20 protein-coding genes and 2 pseudogenes are annotated in these 20,545 nt (G+C 34.2%); 3 read left to right on the top strand and 19 right to left on the bottom strand.

All coding sequences use genetic code 11. The annotated features are described in order from the left end of the window. Window positions 1–174: 174 nt before the first annotated feature. The 10 genes and pseudogenes from LN736_RS14185 to LN736_RS14140 all read right to left on the bottom strand — a co-directional run bounded on the left by LN736_RS14185 (window position 175) and on the right by LN736_RS14140 (window position 10,311). Window positions 175–870, bottom strand: a complete 696-nt coding sequence (locus tag LN736_RS14185) for a zf-HC2 domain-containing protein (RefSeq protein ID WP_229981788.1) — start codon at window positions 868–870, stop codon at window positions 175–177. After that, complete coding sequence (locus tag LN736_RS14180; RefSeq protein WP_229981787.1) at window positions 867–1,337, bottom strand: RNA polymerase sigma factor; 471 nt, start codon at window positions 1,335–1,337, stop codon at window positions 867–869. The genes LN736_RS14185 and LN736_RS14180 overlap by 4 nt, the downstream gene beginning before the upstream one ends. A 245-nt stretch (window positions 1,338–1,582) precedes the next feature. Continuing rightward, a pseudogene (locus LN736_RS14175) lies at window positions 1,583–3,891 on the bottom strand (ABC transporter permease). Continuing rightward, a complete protein-coding gene (locus LN736_RS14170; RefSeq protein ID WP_179977277.1) occupies window positions 3,891–4,577 on the bottom strand; it encodes an ABC transporter ATP-binding protein in 687 nt (228 codons plus the stop codon). The pseudogene LN736_RS14175 and the gene LN736_RS14170 overlap by 1 nt, the downstream one beginning before the upstream one ends. Window positions 4,578–4,659: 82 nt before the next feature. After that, window positions 4,660–5,649, bottom strand: a complete 990-nt coding sequence (locus LN736_RS14165; RefSeq protein ID WP_229981786.1) for a sensor histidine kinase — start codon at window positions 5,647–5,649, stop codon at window positions 4,660–4,662. After that, entirely contained in the window at window positions 5,636–6,322 is a 687-nt protein-coding gene (locus LN736_RS14160; protein WP_179977275.1) for a response regulator transcription factor, read from the bottom strand. The genes LN736_RS14165 and LN736_RS14160 overlap by 14 nt, the downstream gene beginning before the upstream one ends. 613 nt (window positions 6,323–6,935) lie before the next feature. Continuing rightward, a pseudogene (locus tag LN736_RS14155) lies at window positions 6,936–7,931 on the bottom strand (helix-turn-helix domain-containing protein); the annotation flags it as partial. Next, complete coding sequence (locus tag LN736_RS14150; protein WP_179977274.1) at window positions 7,932–9,095, bottom strand: DUF4179 domain-containing protein; 1,164 nt, start codon at window positions 9,093–9,095, stop codon at window positions 7,932–7,934. It lies immediately after the preceding pseudogene. A 5-nt stretch (window positions 9,096–9,100) separates the two neighbouring features. Then, entirely contained in the window at window positions 9,101–9,613 is a 513-nt protein-coding gene (locus LN736_RS14145; RefSeq protein ID WP_179977273.1) for a sigma-70 family RNA polymerase sigma factor, read from the bottom strand. Window positions 9,614–9,969: 356 nt separating this feature from the next. Beyond that, entirely contained in the window at window positions 9,970–10,311 is a 342-nt protein-coding gene (locus tag LN736_RS14140; protein ID WP_279237941.1) for a winged helix-turn-helix transcriptional regulator, read from the bottom strand. A gap of 141 nt (window positions 10,312–10,452) precedes the next feature. Here LN736_RS14140 and LN736_RS14135 point away from each other — a divergent pair, with 141 nt between their 5' ends. Continuing rightward, window positions 10,453–11,265: a nitroreductase family protein gene (locus LN736_RS14135; protein WP_150355521.1), complete on the top strand. Its 813-nt coding sequence runs from the start codon at window positions 10,453–10,455 to the stop codon at window positions 11,263–11,265. A 387-nt stretch (window positions 11,266–11,652) separates the two neighbouring features. Here the strand turns inward: LN736_RS14135 and LN736_RS14130 are convergent, their stop codons facing one another. From LN736_RS14130 to LN736_RS14100, 7 genes are all read right to left on the bottom strand, one after another. Further along, a complete protein-coding gene (locus LN736_RS14130; RefSeq protein ID WP_229981784.1) occupies window positions 11,653–12,126 on the bottom strand; it encodes an alpha/beta fold hydrolase in 474 nt (157 codons plus the stop codon). A gap of 25 nt (window positions 12,127–12,151) precedes the next feature. Further along, window positions 12,152–12,412 (bottom strand): TfoX/Sxy family protein, encoded by a 261-nt coding sequence (locus LN736_RS14125; RefSeq protein ID WP_150355514.1) that lies wholly within the window; start codon window positions 12,410–12,412, stop codon window positions 12,152–12,154. A gap of 103 nt (window positions 12,413–12,515) precedes the next feature. Then, the gene (locus LN736_RS14120; RefSeq protein ID WP_229981783.1) at window positions 12,516–13,496 is read right to left on the bottom strand and encodes a serine hydrolase domain-containing protein; all 981 of its coding nucleotides are present in this window, start codon (window positions 13,494–13,496) and stop codon (window positions 12,516–12,518) included. Between the two features lie 222 nt (window positions 13,497–13,718). Next, a complete protein-coding gene (gene def, locus LN736_RS14115; RefSeq protein WP_229981782.1) occupies window positions 13,719–14,171 on the bottom strand; it encodes a peptide deformylase in 453 nt (150 codons plus the stop codon). Further along, complete coding sequence (locus LN736_RS14110) at window positions 14,152–14,409, bottom strand: helix-turn-helix transcriptional regulator (protein ID WP_150355511.1); 258 nt, start codon at window positions 14,407–14,409, stop codon at window positions 14,152–14,154. Before LN736_RS14110 ends, def begins: the two co-directional genes overlap by 20 nt. A gap of 346 nt (window positions 14,410–14,755) precedes the next feature. Then, window positions 14,756–15,571 carry an MBL fold metallo-hydrolase gene (locus LN736_RS14105; protein WP_229981781.1) on the bottom strand — a complete coding sequence of 272 codons (816 nt, stop codon included), beginning with the start codon at window positions 15,569–15,571 and terminating at the stop codon, window positions 14,756–14,758. A gap of 232 nt (window positions 15,572–15,803) precedes the next feature. Then, window positions 15,804–16,286, bottom strand: a complete 483-nt coding sequence (locus tag LN736_RS14100) for a hypothetical protein (RefSeq protein ID WP_150355509.1) — start codon at window positions 16,284–16,286, stop codon at window positions 15,804–15,806. 510 nt (window positions 16,287–16,796) lie between these two features. On the opposite strand from LN736_RS14100, the gene LN736_RS19230 reads away from it, so the two are divergent. Then, window positions 16,797–16,898 carry a putative holin-like toxin gene (locus LN736_RS19230; RefSeq protein ID WP_150355508.1) on the top strand — a complete coding sequence of 34 codons (102 nt, stop codon included), beginning with the start codon at window positions 16,797–16,799 and terminating at the stop codon, window positions 16,896–16,898. 244 nt (window positions 16,899–17,142) lie between these two features. Here the strand turns inward: LN736_RS19230 and rlmH are convergent, their stop codons facing one another. Then, window positions 17,143–17,622, bottom strand: coding sequence for a 23S rRNA (pseudouridine(1915)-N(3))-methyltransferase RlmH (rlmH, locus tag LN736_RS14095; protein WP_150355507.1), 480 nt, complete (start codon window positions 17,620–17,622; stop codon window positions 17,143–17,145). Window positions 17,623–17,878: 256 nt separating this feature from the next. Here rlmH and LN736_RS14090 point away from each other — a divergent pair, with 256 nt between their 5' ends. Further along, complete coding sequence (locus LN736_RS14090; RefSeq protein ID WP_150355506.1) at window positions 17,879–19,573, top strand: M3 family oligoendopeptidase; 1,695 nt, start codon at window positions 17,879–17,881, stop codon at window positions 19,571–19,573. Between the two features lie 89 nt (window positions 19,574–19,662). Here LN736_RS14090 and LN736_RS14085 read toward each other — a convergent pair whose 3' ends face one another. Then, a complete protein-coding gene (locus LN736_RS14085; RefSeq protein WP_229981780.1) occupies window positions 19,663–20,544 on the bottom strand; it encodes a glycyl-radical enzyme activating protein in 882 nt (293 codons plus the stop codon). Window position 20,545: the final 1 nt, after the last annotated feature.

Here is a 20,545-nt window from a genome sequence, read left to right as displayed (position 1 = left end):
TAATTATAAAAAGTCTTTAGTATAAATAAAAGGCCTTTCAGCCAGGTAATTGCTGGAGGCCTTTCCTTATTTTCTGCCTAAAAATATTTTACTTACTCAAATTTTTCATCTATACTAACTTCAAATCAGTCTTTCAATCCCATTTATATCAATCCCTTTAACTATTTTATATATTTATTTTTTCCAAAGAAGAACTGCCTTCGAGGAATTCTTTTGTAGTTCTTCTGTAGATAACTTTGGGATGTGCGAGTAATCTAGATAATACACCGCTGATATATCCTTTTTTATCTCTATAAATCTATTGTCGTCATCATAATCAAAAAATGCACTATTGTTAATAGTATACTTATATTGCTTATCCTTTTGTGGCTTAGAAAAATACTTTGTCCATATAGTATCTGTGTAATAAATATATGCAACACGTTGTTTTACACCATTTTTTTCAATTGTGGTATTCCATTTATACGAACAGTAGTAATCATCCCTGTTAAAATAAACATCAACCATCCCGTTATCTCCCTTTTTCACACTCACTAGTCCGTTTTCGTATGGAATTGGCATCTGGTAGTGAAAGATAAATGAAAATCCTCCTAATAATACAGCAATTGCACATATAACTGAAATAACTGATACCATAACATTTTTTCTAAACAGCTGCCTTTTTATTCCTTTTAATATATCAGATTTTGCTTGCTCTGCTGCTTTCTCGTCATTAGTTTGAATGAAATCGCCATCCATATCATCAAGATATTTTTTGCAGGTATCACACTCTAGCAAATGTTCCTCAATAATGGTACGACTTTCATCACTGCAAACATTATCACGGTAGAGCGGCAGTAAATCTTTAACTACTTCACAGGGAATTTTCATTTTAACACCTCCTTGATTTTAATCTTTGCACGATGAAATGTGACTCTTGCCCAGCTTTCTGTTTTCTCAAAAAGCTCAGCAATTTGTAAAAAAGATAATTCACCAAACACCCGTAAAGTAAAAACCTCTTTATATGGTTCATCTAAAAGATGAAGTATTTTATGTATTTTCCAAACTGTTTCACTATCTATTAACTTTTGCTCAATACATTCACCTTCATTTTCTTCACGGGATTCATCTGTAATATGTTTATTTTTCTGATATGCCGAAAAATAAGTATTTTTTGTTATTTGGCACAACCAAACTCGTATTTTACAGTTTCCTTTAAACTTGTCTATATTTTTCAAAGCTTTAAAAAATGTTTCCTGGGTTATTTCCTCTGCCAAAGTTCCATCACGGCATAGCGACAGAGCATATTTATAGACATCAGCAAAATATTGAGAGTATATAATTTCAAAATCAGTCACAGTTTCACCTCTCTCTCATACATAAGACTCTTAAAACTAAATTTCGTTACAATCTTTTTAAAAAATTTAAGCATATTGCTCTAACACACTTAATTAAATTTATAAACTCTGACCCAGTTACTCCTAATATATTTCCTGTAGTATCTTATTTCTTTAATTCCAACACAAAAAGATAAAATTTGATTTGCTAACTGTAGAATTGATTCTGCAATTCAACGTCTAATGGCTCTTGGGATGATCTTGAATCAATCCATGTCATCCCGCAGCGCGTCAATGATGTTTTCTTTTCTGATCTTACCCGTAGCGTACAGCATTGTAATGAAAACGACAAAGAATACACTCAGCATACTGATTATCATACTGCCCCACGGGAATACGTAATTGAAGTTATTCATCCTTTCTGCGACCACAAACCCTTCGTAGATTAGCCATGAAAGAAACCCCGCGATGGGAAACCCAAACATCAGCGTTCGTATACCGTAAAAGGCACACTCAAAATTCATCATCTTATTGAAATCATGGTCGGACATTCCCATGGAGCGGAGCATGGCGAGCTCCCGCCTGCGCAGCCTGATATTCGTGGAAATCGTGTTGAACACATTGGCAACCGCTATCAATGAGAGCATGATAGTAAAAACATAAGTGAATACGTCCACCACAAAGGTGAGACTTCGGAATAGGTCAACGGCCGTAGACAGATTGTGCAAGGTATAGTCAGAGGCAACGCCCTCTCTCGTGATGATCGACTGTATTTGTACCATAGACTGTGCTGGATTTTTTGACCAGAAAGTCAAGCCAAACTTTGCAGGCACACCCAGTGCGTTAAACTGCGGCTTCATCTGGTAAGGGGCAACCACCATAAAAAGATAAGTAGGCGTCGAATCCCTAGGTAGTGTGTCTAACGGGTAGGAATCCACAAAGGTGGCGCGGATCGTTTTCGCCTGCTCCCCGGAAGGAGAGGTAAGCGTAAAATCCATAGAACTGTTTGTGAAATAAGTAGTATGTTTGATTGTATTTATTCCTACGATGAGAACCTTTGCGTCCTGTCCGATATATTCCGCTTTGGGCAGGCCAAGGCTTTTGATAAAGTCGTAATAAATGTTATCCTCAATAAACTGAACATCCAACGGCAGTTTCAATGTTTTCCCTGTGCTTTTATCACCTGTAGACTGCCGGTAGGTTTTCATAAAATCACTTGGAAGATCGCTTGTCATGCAGAGATAAGTCTGATCCGTCTGATAGGTGCTTTTATAAACGCCGTCAGCGGTTTTCAGCTTGTCATACAGCTGAAACAACTCGTTTTCCTCCATATCTTGTGCAGAGAAAACGATGTCGCCGTCCATTTCTACGGTGTACTCTTTTACAAGCTGTTTCAATGTGGTTCCAAAAGCACTTCCCGATACAAACAATACGACGCTTAAAGTAAGAGACAGAACAACGCTGCGATAGCGTTTTTTATTTCTCCTAAAATTCTTTAGTGCTAGCGTTCCCTCCAAACCGTAAATACGCTGTGCGAGCTTTGACGTTTTAATGGCCTTCGATTCAATTTTGATCTCGTTGGTCTGGCGTATACACTCCATCACGGGAATAGCGGAGGCTTTTTTGGCCGGAATATAGGCCGAGAACAGAATCGTAATCAAGCTGACTGCTGCCGCCACAACCAGTGCGGGTGCGGACACCGACAAGGTCAAGGGTACATTGCTGCTCATAATAGTGCTGAAATTACTTGCAATAATAGGTTGAATAGTTTATTGTCCGAAGCACCCAAAAAGCGCAGCACATCATCGTTAAAGACATAATCTCCTGCTCCGACTGTGTTGCTTGCGTAAGCATGGACTTCTCGCGGGTTTTTCAGCGTGACAAACAGGCTAAAGCTGTCCGCTTGGTTTTGCATATCTGCTTTCGTTATCAAAGTGTATCCCGGTGCGGAATGTTCCTCAAATCCGGGTCTTTCGCAGATACCTACAACCGTGTAGGTTCTCTTGGCTTTTGGCACAAGAGTTTCTTTGGACATCCCTGGCTTATTCCCAGAAATGTAGGGGTTGTGTTGATTAAGCTTTTTGTTGACCTCCATGCGGCTTCCAACAGCAAGTGTAAGCTTGTCGCCCACCCTGAATCTAACGCCGCCCTTTTCCGCAACGTGGGCAGGGACAAGAACCTCCCCGCTGTTTTCAGGCAACCTGCCAGAAATCAGGCTTATTGGCAAGATATCAAAGGCTTTCTTGTTAAATCCGGCTATAAAAAGATAGGGCTTTTCGGGACTTTTCCCACCGTCAAATTTTGCGTAGCCGATATTTTCAAACACTGCGGTGTTTGCAACTTTGTCGCTGCTTGCCTGTTTTGCTACGAAAGAAGAATCCACATCCTCAAATTCGACGTGCCAACCGCCATATTTCGCAATAGAACCATTTAACATATAATTCAGCAGGGAAGTGCCAAAGGTAGCAACTGCCGTAATCATGACGGCTGACAGAACAACTCCGACGATTGTTACAAGTGTTCGTGTGCGATTCTTTTTCAGTCCTTCTAGGACGACTTTATTAAAGATGTTCATTATCGTGCCACCTGCCTCTCATCCCGAACCACTTTTCCATCTGCAATAGTAATAATACGGTCTGCCTGCAGAGCGATATTTTCATCGTGGGTGACGAGAATCAGGGTCTGCCCATATTTTTTATTGCTTTCTTTCAGCAGTTTGATGATTTCCTGTCCGTTACGGCTGTCCAGGCTGCCGGTGGGTTCATCGGCCAGCATAACCGCTGGAGCGTTCATCAAAGCGCGTCCTATAGCAACACGCTGCTGCTGACCGCCTGAAAGCTGATTGGGTAAATGCGTTTTACGGTCTTTTAGCCCAAGCAAATCCAACAAATCATTCAGCCGTTCCTCGTTGACCTTCCGTTTGTCCATCAGTATAGGCAAGGTGATGTTTTCCACCACATTCAAAGTGGGAATGAGGTTATGAAACTGGTAAATCAGTCCGACCTGCCGCCTGCGGAAAATAGCGAGTTTTTCATTGTTTTGTGCATATACATCCTGCCCTTCCAGATACACCTTTCCACTGGTCGGCACGTCCACACCCGCGATGGCGTGCAGCAAGGTGGATTTACCGGAGCCGGAAGAACCGATAATTGCAGTAAAATCCCCTTTTTCGATTGTAAGCGAAACATGATCAAGGGCCGTAACTTGATTTTCACCCTTGCCGTAGATCTTGCATAAATTTTCTGTTTTTAAAAACTCCATTATGTGAGCCTCCTCTTTCATGTTTTACCTATATAATAGAACTTTCAACTTACATCTCTGTGACTTTAAGGTGAGAGATCCGTCACTTTGGAAAACGAATGGAAAATATTGCACCGCCCTGCGGGTGATTTTTGGCGGTAATCGTCCCGTCCTGCCATGTTATAATCGTCTTGCAGAGAGCCAATCCAATCCCGTATCCCGTAGTGCCTGCATTTTTCCCACGATAGAACCTGTCAAACAGACAGGGTAAATCTTCTTTTTCAAAGCCCGCGCCGCTGTCGTGGATGGCAATTTCGGTAAACAGTGGGTTGGACCTGCAAACAATCTCAATCTTCCCGTTATCGCCAGCACTTTCCATGCAATTTTTGAGAATGTTTTGAATTGCTTCCGAAAGCCAACCAAAATCACCCTGAATAATTATCCCTTTCGGCACGTCTGTTTGAAAGGCAATATTGTGCAGTTCCATCGGAATCAAAAACTGGTGAAGAGCAGCACTGATCAAAGTGTTCACATCAATCTGATCGCTTTGGAACACCACAATGCCTGCGTCCAGGCGGGATAATTTCAACAGGGAAGTAAGCAGCCAATCCATCTGTACAAACAATTCTTTTGTTTCCCGTATCAATGCTTTCCGTTCATTTTCGTCAGGGTTATTCTCTAACAATGACAGAATAAGGTTTACGGATGTGAGTGGAGTGCGGAGTTGGTGAGCTATGTCGGCCATCGAATCAGCAAGATGTTCTTTTTCTTTTTTTAGTGCATCGTTTTGTTCCCGAATACGCAGCGTCATTTTTGTTATTTCACTTTGCAAAATGGAAAGTTCGCCCTCATCTAATTCACCAATATACAGACGGTCAGCGTTATGAAGCACAAGATCGATTTGATCTGAAATTTGCGCAATTCTTTTATATCGGGCTTTGGTAAACGCAAAAAACGCTGTTCCAAAGGCAGTGGCAGAAGCAATGGCAAGAATTCCAGCCAACCTATTGACTGCAAACCCCAACGTCACAGCGACGGCAGCTATTAAGGAGAACAAAATGGCAATCTGCCGAAACTCCCTATTTCGAAGCATACCCGTCCCCCAATCTATATCCCGTCCCCCGAACGGTCAAAATTATTTGCGGGTTTGCCGGGTCATCCTCTATCTTTTCCCTCAAGCGTTTAATGTACACGGTCAATGTATTGTCATTGACAAACTCGCCTGCAGCATCCCACAATTCGTCAAGCAGCCTGCTCCTTGTGATAATGCTTTTGGGGTTGTTAATAAACACCAACAACAAGCGATATTCTAAAGCTGAAAGAAAAATTTCACTGTCCTCCTTTTTCACGACGCCGCTTGTCATATCCACATGAAGCCCGAAAATTTCAAAAGCCGATGGAGAACGTCCACTCTTTCGCAGGGCGGTTCTGATTCGTGCAATCAGTTCACGCGGACGAAAAGGCTTGGTGATATAGTCGTCTGCACCCATGTTCAGCCCGGTAACAACACTTGCTTCATCACCGGAAGCCGTCAGGAAGATAACGGGAAGATCCTGCGTTTGTTTGATTTCCGTACAAACTGTAAATCCATTTCCGTCAGGCAAAGAAATATCAATCAACGCCAAGTCAAATTTATTTCCGGCAAGCGCGGCAAAGGCATCACCCCGCGTAGAGGTGTGAGTGACTGTAAATCCCTCCGAGCGGAGCAGAAGTATAAGATTTCTGGCGATTGCTCTATCGTCTTCAACTAAAAATATCCGTTTCATTTATTTTCACCATCCTTTGCTTTACTGATTTTATACCTTATTTTATTATATTTCTTCAGGCATAAATACACAAACTGTGTCCACAGTTGCATATTTTTTGTAAATTGAGTACTTCACATTATTTATTATAATCCTTCATAAAATTATAGAAGGTATTCAAAATTTTCTATATTTCTCTTTATATCATTACAATGAGAAACATATTAATGTTACTTTTTTAAGCAGGATTATTCATCATTTCACTATTAACATTCATAGTTTTACTTATTAAAGAAATAAAAAAATAGTAGCTCCTACCGGCAAGTGGTTGCTACCATTTTTATTTAATAAACTTAGTAATACCAGTTGCCTAAGCAACCGGATTGTACACTACAGGATATTACCAGCATCCTGTTTTTATTTTCTCTCTTTGTATTCGTATTATAACACATTTTACAATTTAAAATCATATATTTATGAAATTTTTATCATTATTAACTTCACCTAAATTCACCAAGCCCATTTATATCAGTCTCTCATTACAAAAAGTCTACGTTATTTACAGTACTATTCACTATAACTACTATGAGTTACGTTTTTCTATTTTATTCTTATGCATATACCAATTTAAGTATTATTTCAGCAGAAATTTTATTCTAGAGTCATTTTTTACAAGATCAAGGATTTTATCTTTTTTAATCGACTGTTTTACTAATCTTTCATATTCATCTTTACTCCAACTATGGGTCACCTTTAATTTTCTGTGCCTATATAGTTTTGACTTCATAAAGTTATTCATACTGTCTGCTTCATTTACCATATTTGTAATCACCCTTATAGCTTTTTCTTTATCTTGTTTTTCCCTTGCTAAAGATAAATCCAATGTATATTTACGATATGCTCCTAAATCGAATACTTCAACTAACTTTTTCGCTCGCCCTGTACATTCTTCTGCTTCAGTAAATTTATTTTCTTTTAACAACAGACTTATTATTAAAGAGAAGGCTCCTAATGCTTCATGAGCATTATTTAATAGTATTTCTTCATAAACATCGTAAGCTTCTTCAATTTTTCCGCTGCTTTCAAACAGTAGCGCCTGTTGAATTTTTTTATCGATGCCTAGTCCTATCTCTAGAATTCTATCTAATATTTCTCTAGCTTTTTCATACTCTTTCTTTTCTCTATATATTGCAGATAAGGATATTTTGGCCATAGATGCTGTCTTTTCATTGCTGCTTGCTGCTACAAATTGAATCCAGGTAATAATTTTTTCTTCATATTTATATTTTTCCTCAATTCGGGATGTAACTAGAAGTAATCTTAATATTGATGATATCCTCAATATTAACTCATCACAGCTTGAATATTGCCTAATTAAATCACTACCCCTTTCAAAGGCTTTCTGGTGCCCCTCTTTTGATACCATTTCACTAACCTCTTTTCCAAGTTTATTTACTTCTGCAGTTGTTAATTTCTCATTAAATGCCAATAAAGTATTAACATCAATTTTTAGAACACGCGCAAGAGGTGATAACAACATTATATCTGGATAGGATATTCCATTTTCCCACTTGTTCACTGCCGGTGCACTAATATTTAAATAATTAGCAATTTGTTCTTGAGTAAGATTTTATTTTTTCTTAAGTGCTATTTTAAAGTCCTTTTCCTTATTATTTTCTTCACTTTTGATTACCAAATATAATTTTTTGACTTTTTCAAAATAAGGACTCTCAAAATCAGAAATTTCTTCACGGAAATTAGAATTATCATTTCCATGACGTTCTCTAGCACCACATTTATACTTATTTCCACTGTCATCTTCAAGATATAGATCTTTAACACTCATATCAACTGGAACTGAAAATTTAGCATTTGCTACAGTAGGATATACATTTACATATCCTATTTTTATAGCCGAATTTACATCTGTATTAATATCTTTTACATAGTTAATTTCCCTGGCATTCTTCAATTTATCATCAACTTTTATATTGACCTGCCAACTTCCAGTAATAATTTTAGGAGCCTTATGAGACAATTTACTAAAAAAATTCATTTTCTTATAAATATGAGGACTTATTGTATTATCATAAAAATCATAAAATTTAATAGTAACACTATCAGGCAGCTCTGATATTTTAGTTTTATCACTGCTAAAGTGAAAAACTCCTTTCTTCACTCTTGAATTTTTAAAGCTTCCCTTATCTACATCCATATAATAAAGAGAATTATATACAGCATACTCTTTGTTATCAATATTATTTTTAGCAAGCTCTTTTGCAACATCATTACTATCCCTTCCATCAAACAATATTCTACCTTTGTTATCTATAATTTGTAATGAATCACACATTAAATCATTCCAATCATTATATTTACTATCAGCTTTTACACTATATCCAATAAGGAGTTCATTTCCACTCATAGTAAATTGGTCTATAGTTACTGTAATTCCTCTATCTTCAGCTGATTGAGAAAAATAATTTTTATTGTCAATAGACTCTTGAACAAATCCATTTTTTATTGCATTGTCAATTCCACTGTCTCTAAAACCGTTAAGTAAGTTTTTTACTTCTTTTGATGCATTATTTACGTAATCAGCAAAAACAGGTGACGTTTTATTTAGAAATACAAACAAAACAAGCATAATTGCCATGGAGGCTGTACCTTTTAAAAAAATATTTTTATATCTATTTTTTGCCCTTTTTATAGCTCTATCTATAACAAAATCAACTTCTTCTGGAATTTCTACAGACTCCAAATTATTTCCAAAAAATTTTTTATCATAATCCATCTTTTCTATTCCTCCAATTCAATTCTCAATTGCTTTAAAGCCTTATGAATATAAGTTTTTACTGTTCCAATAGGGTATTCCATAATATTAGCTATCTGCGGAACAGTTAAATCATTAAAATACCTAAGTATTATTATCATTTTAAATTTTCCTTCTAACGTATCTATAGCGTTATATAAATCCAATATCTCTTCTCTATTGTTAAACGACTCATGCTTTTTGGTTCCATCAATATTTTTATCAAAAAATATAAATCTTTTTCTTTTATTTATATAGTTAATAGCACTATTTATAAGTATTCTCATTATCCAGGTATTAAAATATTTTCCTTGCTTCAATTTTTTTATGGATATATAAGCTTTATATACAGTATCATCTAATATCTCTAATGAATCATGTTTATTTTTCGTATAAAAATATGCTGTTTTATATAGAGTCTCCTTGTTCATTTTTATAAGTTCACAAAAAGCATTTTCATCTCTATTTTTTGCTTTAACAACCAACTCCTCAATGTTCATATAATAATCCTCCAAGCAGAATATAATATTATTACCGGTAATACCTTGTCATCTATTAGACATTTGAAATCACATTTCCGTTTTATTTATTTTCTATGGATAATTTTCATGTTACCATCCTCCAAATAAAAAAGAAAAGCATTTATTGATTTTAATATCATCAACAAATACTTTTCTTTTTTATAATATATATTTGAAGTAACAGATAATTCCAGCTGTAGAATTATCCTATTAGACATGCTATAATCTATTAGTACATTATCATTCGATGAATTGTCATTAGATGAAGAATCATCATCCTCATTGCTGTTATCGTCATTTTTATTCTGTTTTCTTAAAATATACAGTAAGTATTATTAAAGACATTGTGATTTATTTGTATTTATATATTCATGTGCCCATTCAGATAGGTTTTCTAAAATTGGAATAAGAGTTTTCCCGGTATAGGTAAGAGAATACTCTACTCTAGGTGGTATTTCATTGTATACAACTCTATTAATAAGTCCATTTTCTTCAAGTGATTTAAGCTGCTGTGTAAGCATTTTTTGTGTTATTTTAGGCATTTTCTTTTTTAATTCTCCAAACCTTAGAGTATTGCTGCTCAAATACCAAAGAATAATTGGCTTCCATTTTCCACCTATTATATTTAAAGTTAATTCCATGGAACATTGGTATTCTGTATTTTTATATTTTATTATTGGGAACACCTCCTTAAATAGTATACAAATGGTTACTATAGCACTTATAAGTGCGTACTTGTTATGTTCTACATTGATGTATATTATTATAATGTAAGTAACTTTCGTATACAAATTTTAAACAAAAATGAGGCGTAGATGGTGAAATTAATTAAGATAAACAAAGAGAAATGTACTAAATGTGGAATTTGTACAAAAGTGTGTCCAACAAAATTTTTACATATGGATGAAAATGGGCCAAGAGAGGTCGTTGAAAAAGTTTGTATCGGTTGTGGACAATGTACTGCAGTGTGCCCTAATAGTGCAATTGATAATATGAAGACTCCTTTAAAAGATCAAGTTAAACTAGAAAAATTTCCTGTAATAAATGAATTAGCAGCTGAAAAATTTCTTAGATCACGCAGATCAATTCGCTGTTATAAAGACATACCTGTAGAAAAAGAAAAGCTTATAAAATTAGTTAATATTGCAAGACTTGCCCCTACGGCAAGTAATAGCCAGGGAATTTCATATATTATTATTAAAAATAAAGAATTGCTTAGAAAATTAACAGAAGCTGTAATGGAGTGGATGGAAGAACAAATAACTAAGTCATCAGGATACTGGAGCTTTTCTGCTCATGTTAAAGATTATAAGGAAAATAAAAACGATGTAATACTACGAGATGCACCTAATTTGATTCTAGGAACTGCTTCTAAAAATTTAAAAAATGGCAGACAAAATACAATTTCACAGTTTACATATATGGAGCTTTTTGCAACCTCTTTAGGACTAGGAAGCTGCTGGGCCGGACTATTTGAAATGTGTGCTTTTGCAGAATATGCACCTCTATTAAATTTGATTAACATTCCCCAAGATAAAGTAGTAACAGGTGTTGTTATGGTTGGATATCCAAAATATAAATTTCAGAGATTAGTTACTAGAAATCCACTAGAAGTTAATTTCATTGAATGATATTTGATTATTTAATGTTAATATTTATACACGTCCACCATCATAAGGATTGGAACATAGAAGATAAAAAAGAACTGCTTTACTTTCTCAAGTTGGGATTTATACTTTATAGCTTATCTTTATCAAATCCATGGCAAATTTTTCTGACTGTACCATGCAATATTCCCCATGATCCATTTGTGATATCATCCGAAATTTTGTATCTGGAAAATTCTTTTTTACATAAGCAATATCTGACTTACGATTTAATTTTTCGTTTTCTCCATACCAATACATTATTTTACATTTGACAGGTAAAGGTATTGTATTCGGCATAGAATAATTATTACAAGAGTCAAAAACATTCCATATTGTTTTTGCACTTATATGCTGAATAAATTCATATATTTAATCTATTGCCTCTTTGCCGTATTTTTCTTCAGAATAAGCTAAAGTAATAGCTTTTCTGCTACGCTTTGCTATTTCTATTATCAAAAAATCCCTTACAGCAAGCATTCGAGTAATTAAATATGGAAGCTGATATGGTGTAATTCCACCATCAATCACTATATTTCTAATAGTAAGTTTGCTGTCGGACAGCATACGAATTGCAAGACCTCCTCCTGCAGAAAGTCCATATAAAATATCAATGGCTTGATACCCTTTTTGCAACAACCATTCCTCCATTTTTCTGCATACATCCTCAATACTAGTAAAATAACTGTTATTTGTTAGGTCATGACCTGGAAGTGCAGGAATTATAACATGAAAATAATTTTTTAATATTTTTATAGAAGGTTCATACCATTTCCAACTCATACATGCGCCATGAAAAAGAATTAGTATCTTATCATATTCCACTCCAAATTCATATATATTCATACTATATTTTTCCTCCACAAATTTACTATTTATGTTTATGCCAATTATAAAAATCTTTTAGTTCTGCTTTACGTTCCTGTGGTAAAGCTGTTTTCTTAACACCGTGAATTGCACCCTCTAATGCCAGCAATCTATGAATACATGCAGAAACATCAATTTCTTGTATTTTCAGCCACGCCTGTTCTGCACCAATATCTTTTAATTCATCATAAGTAAATATGCCTACTTCATTCAACTGCCTTTCAACTTCTTTTCCGATATTAGGCAATTTTGATAATTCTCCCATAATAAAACTTCCTTTCAAATTACTGATTTATGTTATTCAAACTTAAATTGGAATTTGTAGTGTTTCTATTATGCTCATAGTCTCCCCGATAAATTGAGATTCACTATACACAATTCTCAAACATTGGTTCAATATACTCTTTAATAAGTTCTATTCTATCCTTAGCATCTGGCATAAAAAGGGAAGCAATAGAAACTACCATTTTTTTCTTTGTATTGACATAAATCACATTTCCTCCATCTCCCAAAGCTGCATAGATATGTTCTTTATCATCAATAATCCACCACAGATAGCCATACGACAGCTTGCCCCATCGGCTATTTTCCTTTGTACTCTCATCTATCCATTGAGCCGATACAATTTGTTTATCCTTCCATATTCCGCCATCTAAGTACAATTGACCTATTTTTACCATATCCATAGGGGTCAAGGTAAGACCCCAACTTGCTGGATTTATCCCTTGCGGGTCAACAACCCAACCGCTAACATTTTTATCTTTGAGAAAGGCAAAATGTTCTTCTTTATTATGTAACACCACATTGTGTCCAACATTAATTCCCAATGGCGAAAATAAATTTTCTGTTGCAAACTCAAGCACTGATTGTTCTGTTGCTTTTACAAGAATGCCCGACAAAATATGTGTTCCTACGATAGGAGAATACCTAAATTCTCCTATCTGCCCCTTACCTCCTAACAAGTCAAGTGCAGCTTTTATCCAGTTATCGCTTGCGAAAAACTTTTCGTATGGTTCTGACTTACATTTATACGGGGCTGTCATAGTCAGCATATTCTTAATCGTAACGCTCTGTATCGTTTTTTCACCTCTTTTAATAGTGTAATCTGGGAAAAAATCCAATACTTTCTGGTCTATACTTTTGATATACCCATTATCTATGGCGATACCAATCAATGCAGAAAAAATACTTTTTGTTACCGATGCTACATGGATGGTGTTAGTAGCAGTATATTCATTAAAGTAGTTTTCATATAATGTTTTACCATTTTTTAGTACAATCATACCCGCAATATTGTTATAGTTACTGTTTATTGTCTTTTCTAACTCTATCATTTTTTCTTGATTCATATGATCTCCTCCTTTACCTAAAGGATAGGTTAATTAAAAAATTTTTTCAACAACTATTTTTAAATAAATCAAGAAAAATAGATTAGCTATATTTCAAACTAATCTGCAACTTCTAGTTTATTGTTCCGTTGGATTATATAAATAACCTTTGGTTTGACGGCTCGGTAAATTACTAATTTATAATACTGGACCTTAGATTTATATTTGTCTGTATAAATGAAATCATCTTATATATTCGGTAACTAAATCTGTAAAAAGGATACCTTCTAAATGATCTATTTCATGGCAGAAACATTTTGCCAAATCTCCTGTACCTTTTAATATAATTTTATCCCCATTTTCGTTTAATGCTTGTACTGTTACTTTTGCAGGTCTATTTAATTTTCCTACTACATTAGGAATACTTAAACATCCCTCTATAACTTCTTGTTCTCCTTCCTGCATGATTATCTCTGGATTAATTAATTTTATGAGTCCCTGCCCCATATCTATTACAACTAATCTCTTCAATATTCCAACTTGTGGAGCTGCTAATCCTGCACCATTTTTTGAATTATACATAGTATCAGCCATATCTTTTAAAATTTGTCTTATTTTATCATCTACTATTTCAACTTTTCTGCTTTTTTTCCTTAGTATTTGATCATCAGAAAGCCTAATTTGTCTTAGTGCCATTTAAACAACACCCCCTGCTTTGTTGTGCTCTCGATTTTCTTTCACTTTCTTCAAAAAGAAAAATATCCTCTATGGATTCATGAAAAACTTTAGAAATATCATATGCTAACCATATGGAAGGTTCATATTTTTCTGTTTCTATAGAATTAATAGCCTGTCTTGATACCCCTATAAGTTCTCCTAATTGCTCTTGAGTTAATCCAAAGGCTTCTCTAAATTTCTTTAATCGATTTTTCATAAATTATCACCTCTGTAATGTTTACCTTACATAACAAATATAACATTCTTTAACACTGATATCAAGTTAACCTTACTTAATAAATAAGCTTATTAACAAAAATAACAGTATTTGGAACATAGAAAGTAAAAAAGAACTTCTTCACTTTCTCAAGGCTAAAAAAATGCTTAGATATACTAAAGATATTTAGACTTGAAAAAACACTATCATCACCATATCATATTTTTCACAGTGACAATAGCGCTTATCTTCTTAGTACTTAAATAAATCTATGCTTGATTTTTAACGCAAAATTTTTATATTATAATTTATACAAAAACATGAATTTGTCGGCTTCATGCTATATTTATAATTTTTGCAGCATCTCATAACTCAATGTACGAAATACCTGACAATAATTTTGGAATCCATCCTGCCCGATGATATAAATATTGGGCATGTAGTCCAATCTTTTTTTTGAATACATAATACGTTCCAATCCATTATCTATAGCTGTATGATTACTTAAAGCCACATCTACTTTTCTACAAATTGCTTCACTTATAAAGTAATCCAATGACTTGAGATATTGTTTCACTTCATTCTTTGTCCATGGTGGTGTCGTTCCTCCCCATAATGCTGCCATGTGAGTTTCTCCTTTTTCTTTTACAGGGAACATGTAGCTTAATCCTCCCGGAGTATGGCCAGGAGTACCATAAACATATATCGTCTTATCACCTAATGTTATGGTATCACCATCCTGGATATAAACATTAATTTTGTAATCTTTCCACGTTTCCGGTCTATCAGGTTTTGTGGGATATTCATTCCAAAAAATATCATCTATTTTAGAAAGATAGGTATCAGCATGATATCTTTCAACAAACCATTTCCCGCATCCAGTATGATCAACATGTCCATGTGTCAAAACCAGTTTTTTTATTGCAGCGGGATTCCAGCCAACATCTTCAATGGAATCTATTATTGCCTCAAAAGCTTCTTTTGCCGGCCAAATAGCATCTATTACTATCAGCCCATCACTTGTTTTCAATACAAAACAGTTTGTCTGCTTTTGTGCAACAATTAGCAAATCATCAAAAATCTTAGCATATATGAAAAATGACATATCTTCCATTTCTCTGATTGTTTCTTTTGTAAAAACTGGTCTATTTAATCTATTCATTTAATATACACTCCTCTGTACAGTAATAATTTTATAGTTGCACAGAGGATAAGCGATTTCTTGGATGCATTCGTAAAAATATCTTCACAACTTCACCTTCTCTACAAATTATTATATTTATCTGTATATTACTTTTAAATAATCTTTGTTCGCATTTTGAGAAAATTCCATACTGATTCGCCAGTATATATCATAATTATTAAAAATATAAATTATACTCACCAGTTGGGATCTAATCTTCTAATCCTAAAACTCTGGGCCATAATCCTGTCTCAGCAATAATAAATCCCATAATCATTCCCATATGGCTATGTAAATGTCTATGTTGTGCAAGAATTAATGCAAACCTTGTCCATTCACAGTTTTCAGGCTTTGTAAGAAGTATATCATCTGTTATACTATTAAGATACTGATTTATTTTCTCTTCAATTAATTGAAAATAGTGGTTTAATTCATTTCTTGATAATACTTTATCTGTTTTAACATCCAAATTATTTAAGTCCTTAATATGAAATGACGGTTCCGAATATTTTCTTGGATTTATATACCACATATCCAAGGAATGTAATGTATGGTAAATATGTTTCCATAAAGGCATATCACAATAATTTTTATTCCAATATTCATCAGATACACAATCCATAACATTGTTTATACTCCATAAAGCGCGTTTTGTTTGGTCTTTAATTATCTCAGTATAATTTGTTTCATCCATTAGCCTATACACTCTCCTAAAGAATTATTATAATCTTTGCTCCACAATAATTTACTACTGTAAATTAATTTATAGATAGATTATATCATTATCTTCCGATTCAATCCTACTTCCTTCAAATCCCAGATATTGTCTCCATTTTGAATGTATACAATTATTCCACAGTCTTTCAGTGAAAACTCATCTATTGTCTTTCCTTCTAGCTTGCATATGTTGTTGAAGTATTCCTCAATTTCCTAGAGTACTTCTCTATCTATTTGCGATTTCCTCTTCAGCAGTTTAATATTTTTAATGTTTTGATAATTCTCACGTTCCCATCCTCCAAATATAAAAAATAAAGTATTTATTGACTATACATCAACAAATACTTTTTATAAGATATATCTAAATAGGAAAATAATACCAGATATAGAATTATCTCAACAGTCATGTTATAATTTATTAGTACAATTAAATAGGTTGCATGTGGGCTACTGGTATCACTCATCCCTGTTGAAGGGAGGTGATACAATGAGTAACAGCATTTTAATGTTACTATTTCAAAGTGGTTTGTTCTTAATATCACTATTAACATTAATAGTTTTACTTATAGAAAAAATCTCAAAAAAATAGTAGCCCCTGCGCAAGTGGATACTACTATTTTTATTAAAAAATTTAGTGATACCAGTTGCCTAAGCAACTAGATTGTACACTACAGGATGTTGCCAGCATCCTGTTTTTATTTTCTCTCTTTGTATTTATATTATAACACATTTTATGATTTAAAATCATATTTTTATAAAAATTTTCATTCATATTATTTTAAACATATCTCTTTAACCCTCTCACATCAACCCTTTACCACAAAAAACCTCTGTCATTTGTGGTAAGGTTCTCCCTTCAGTATCTTAAAAGCTCTGTAAATCTGCTCCAGAAGCATTACCCTGAAAAGCTGATGTGGAAAAGTCATTTGAGAAAAACACAATTTACAATTTGATTTCTGTAAAATTTCCTCAGAAATACCCAGAGAACCTCCAATTATAAAAATTATGCTGCTGTTTCCCTCCAGGGCAAGCTGCTGAACTTTATAGGCAAACTCCACCGAGGACATCATACTTCCCTTTAAGTCAAGAGCTATTACATAACTGCCTTCCTTTAAATATTTCAATATCTTTTTGCCTTCCTTTTCCCTTATCATGTCCTCCTCTTTTTCTGAAGCTCCATCCGGAATTTTCTCATCCATGACTTCAATGATATTCAGCTTGCAGTACCTGGAAAGCCTTTTGGAATACTCAAAAACCGCATCCTTCAAATATTTTTCCTTTAATTTTCCCACAGAAATTATTGTAATGTTCATATCGTCCTCCACTTTTCAAATTGTTAACTTTCAAAACAAACATAAAAAAATCTCTCCTCTACTAAAACTGGAAAGATAGACAAAAAAACAAGTATACAAAACAATACACTGCAGCTGCAGTGTTAAGATATTACCTTTCATTATATTATTTATATTTTATCAGATTTGATTCCAAACATCAAATTATCTATTTTCAAAATTCAATCACATATACTATAATGTTAATGAACTCAATTTGTATTGGAGGTTTATTTAAATGAAATTCAGTGAATTTAAATATGAAAGACCTGACTATGAGAAAGTTAAAGCATCAATTGATTCTCTTATACGTGAACTGAAAATCTCTAACAGTTTTGAAAAACAACTTGACTGCATAAATCGTATAAATCACATTAGAAACCACCTTCAGACTATGGGAACTCTAGCTGAAATAAGGCACAGTATAAATACAAAAGATAAACACTATGACGAGGAGCAAAATTACTGGGACAAATACTCACCGCTGTATAATGAACTTGACTTTACATTTTACAAAGAGCTGATTCACTCAAAATTCAGAAAAGAACTGGAAGAGAAACTTGGCAGACAATTTTTCACTTTGGCTGAATTTTCCCTAAAAGCATTTTCCCCTAAAGTAATAGAGGACTTACAACTTGAAAATGCACTGTCATCACAATATACCAAATTGCTGGCTTCTGCAAAAATTCCCTTCATGGGTGAAACCAGAAACCTTTCTGAGTTAACGCCTTTTATGCAGGACAAAGACAGAGAAGTGAGAAAAAATGCTTCTGATGCCAAGTACAAATTTTTTACAGATCATGAAGATGAAATTGATAAAATATATGATGATCTGGTGAAAATAAGAGATAAAATTGCCAAAAAACTGGGTTTCAAAAACTTTGTGGAGCTAGGTTATATAAGGATGAAAAGAAGTGACTATAATCCACAGATGGTAGCCAATTTCAGAAAACAGGTGGAAAAATACCTCGTACCCGCTGCTTCAGAACTCTATGAAAGACAGAGAAAAAGGCTTGACCTTGACAATCTTACTTATTATGATGAAAACTTTGAGTTTGCCACTGGAAACGCCAGGCCAAAGGGAACTTCAAAATGGATAGTGAAAAATGCCCGTAAAATGTATTCTGAGCTATCTGACGAAACCGGGAAATTCTTTAACTTCATGCTGGAAAAAGAACTTTTGGATCTTATAACCAAAGAAGGTAAGGCTGGTGGTGGATACTGTACTTATATACCAGATTACAAAGCACCTTTCATATTTTCAAATTTCAACGGAACCTCAGGGGATGTAGATGTCTTGACTCACGAGGCTGGGCATGCCTTTCAGACTTATCTGTCCCGATGGATTGACATTCCAGAATGTATTTTTCCAACCTACGAAAGCTGCGAAATACATTCAATGAGCATGGAGTTTTTCACCTGGCCCTGGATGAATCTGTTCTTTAAAGAAGATGCAGATAAATACAGATTTGCCCACCTTGAAAGCGCTGTAAAATTTATTCCCTATGGTGTTACGGTGGATGAGTTCCAGCATTATGTTTATGAAAATCCTGAGGTCTCTCCTTCTGATAGGAAAAAAGCCTGGAGAAATATAGAAAAGAAATATCTCCCTCATAAAAATTATACCGGATGTGATTTTCTTGAAAAAGGATGCTGGTGGTTCCAGCAGTCCCATATATTCAATGTACCTTTTTACTATATAGATTATACACTGGCACAGATATGCGCCCTTCAATTCTGGAAGAAAGCCATGGACAATAGAAAATATGCCTGGAATGATTATATAAAAATATGCAAGGTGGGAGGCACAAAATCCTTTTTGGAATTGGTAAAATTGGCTAACCTTAAATCTCCTTTCGAAAATGGATGTATAAGTTCAATTATGAAACCTATAAATGAATGGTTCAATTTAATAGATGACAAAAAACTGTAATTTAAAAATAATTTAAAATGATATGAGGTTACAAAATTAATAGGATTGTCTCAAATAATCGAAACAATCCTATTAAAGTAACTTCTATATTATCTATAATCCGCCAGTTCAACCCCCGTGCTGCAGATCAATTGCTTTACACTATCAACTTCATCAGATCCCGGCGTGACAAATTCATTTTTGAATCTTCCCAACCCTATAGTTTCATATTTACCTTCTCCTAAATTATGATAAGGTAAAATTTCTATTTTCCCATTAGGTACATATTTCTTTACATATTCAGCTGCAGCCGTAATATTTTCTTCTTTGTCATTTATTCCAGCGACAAGAGGAATTCTGACTACTGTTTCCTTTTTTAATTTTCCTATTCTTTTAATATTTTCTAAAATCAACTTATTACTTACACCAGTTAATTCTATATGTTCCTTTTCATCCATATTTTTTATATCTACAAATATAAAATCAAGCTTTTCAAATATATCTTTCACTTCATCCCATATAAAATATCCACTGGTCTCAATAGCCATATCAATTCCAATACTATAGCTTTCATCTACAAGAGCTCTCAAAAAATTCTGCTGAAATGTTGCTTCACCTCCTGAAAAAGTTATTCCTCCATTCGATTCCCTGAAAAAAACCATATTTTTTCTTATTTGATCCATAACTTCTTTAACAGACATGTACCTTCCAACAATTTTTCTTGCACCATACGAGCATACATTAACACATCTGCCGCAGGTCACACAATTTTTTTGCTTTGTAGGACACACTTCAATACATTTTCCGCATTTAACACATTTTTCCTTAAATACTGCAAGTTTAGGCTTAACTGTCCATGTTTCTGGATTACAGCACCATTTACATCTCAACGGGCATCCTGATAAAAATATAGTTGTACGTATTCCATTTCCATCATTTACTGAAAAATTTTGTATCTGGGATACATATCCTTTTTCACTCATACCACTCATA

The organism is Clostridium aromativorans (assembly GCF_020908015.1).
Lineage (GTDB): Bacteria > Bacillota > Clostridia > Clostridiales > Clostridiaceae > Clostridium_B > Clostridium_B aromativorans.
This window is presented reverse-complemented; position numbering and strand designations above follow the sequence as displayed.

What these genes read in the sequence shown, in the direction of transcription:
- LN736_RS14185 (WP_229981788.1), bottom strand. Translation starts at nt 870, where the DNA reads ATGAAAATTCCCTGTGAAGTAGTTAAAGATTTACTGCCGCTCTACCGT.
- LN736_RS14170 (WP_179977277.1), bottom strand. Translation starts at nt 4,577, where the DNA reads ATGGAGTTTTTAAAAACAGAAAATTTATGCAAGATCTACGGCAAGGGT.
- LN736_RS14165 (WP_229981786.1), bottom strand. Translation starts at nt 5,649, where the DNA reads ATGCTTCGAAATAGGGAGTTTCGGCAGATTGCCATTTTGTTCTCCTTA.
- LN736_RS14160 (WP_179977275.1), bottom strand. Translation starts at nt 6,322, where the DNA reads ATGAAACGGATATTTTTAGTTGAAGACGATAGAGCAATCGCCAGAAAT.
- LN736_RS14150 (WP_179977274.1), bottom strand. Translation starts at nt 9,095, where the DNA reads ATGGATTATGATAAAAAATTTTTTGGAAATAATTTGGAGTCTGTAGAA.
- LN736_RS14145 (WP_179977273.1), bottom strand. Translation starts at nt 9,613, where the DNA reads ATGAACATTGAGGAGTTGGTTGTTAAAGCAAAAAATAGAGATGAAAAT.
- LN736_RS14130 (WP_229981784.1), bottom strand. Translation starts at nt 12,126, where the DNA reads ATGAATATATATGAATTTGGAGTGGAATATGATAAGATACTAATTCTT.
- LN736_RS14125 (WP_150355514.1), bottom strand. Translation starts at nt 12,412, where the DNA reads ATGGGAGAATTATCAAAATTGCCTAATATCGGAAAAGAAGTTGAAAGG.
- LN736_RS14120 (WP_229981783.1), bottom strand. Translation starts at nt 13,496, where the DNA reads ATGAATCAAGAAAAAATGATAGAGTTAGAAAAGACAATAAACAGTAAC.
- def (WP_229981782.1), bottom strand. Translation starts at nt 14,171, where the DNA reads ATGGCACTAAGACAAATTAGGCTTTCTGATGATCAAATACTAAGGAAA.
- LN736_RS14110 (WP_150355511.1), bottom strand. Translation starts at nt 14,409, where the DNA reads ATGAAAAATCGATTAAAGAAATTTAGAGAAGCCTTTGGATTAACTCAA.
- LN736_RS14105 (WP_229981781.1), bottom strand. Translation starts at nt 15,571, where the DNA reads ATGAATAGATTAAATAGACCAGTTTTTACAAAAGAAACAATCAGAGAA.
- LN736_RS14100 (WP_150355509.1), bottom strand. Translation starts at nt 16,286, where the DNA reads ATGGATGAAACAAATTATACTGAGATAATTAAAGACCAAACAAAACGC.
- LN736_RS19230 (WP_150355508.1), top strand. Translation starts at nt 16,797, where the DNA reads ATGAGTAACAGCATTTTAATGTTACTATTTCAAAGTGGTTTGTTCTTA.
- rlmH (WP_150355507.1), bottom strand. Translation starts at nt 17,622, where the DNA reads ATGAACATTACAATAATTTCTGTGGGAAAATTAAAGGAAAAATATTTG.
- LN736_RS14090 (WP_150355506.1), top strand. Translation starts at nt 17,879, where the DNA reads ATGAAATTCAGTGAATTTAAATATGAAAGACCTGACTATGAGAAAGTT.
- LN736_RS14085 (WP_229981780.1), bottom strand. Translation starts at nt 20,544, where the DNA reads ATGAGTGGTATGAGTGAAAAAGGATATGTATCCCAGATACAAAATTTT.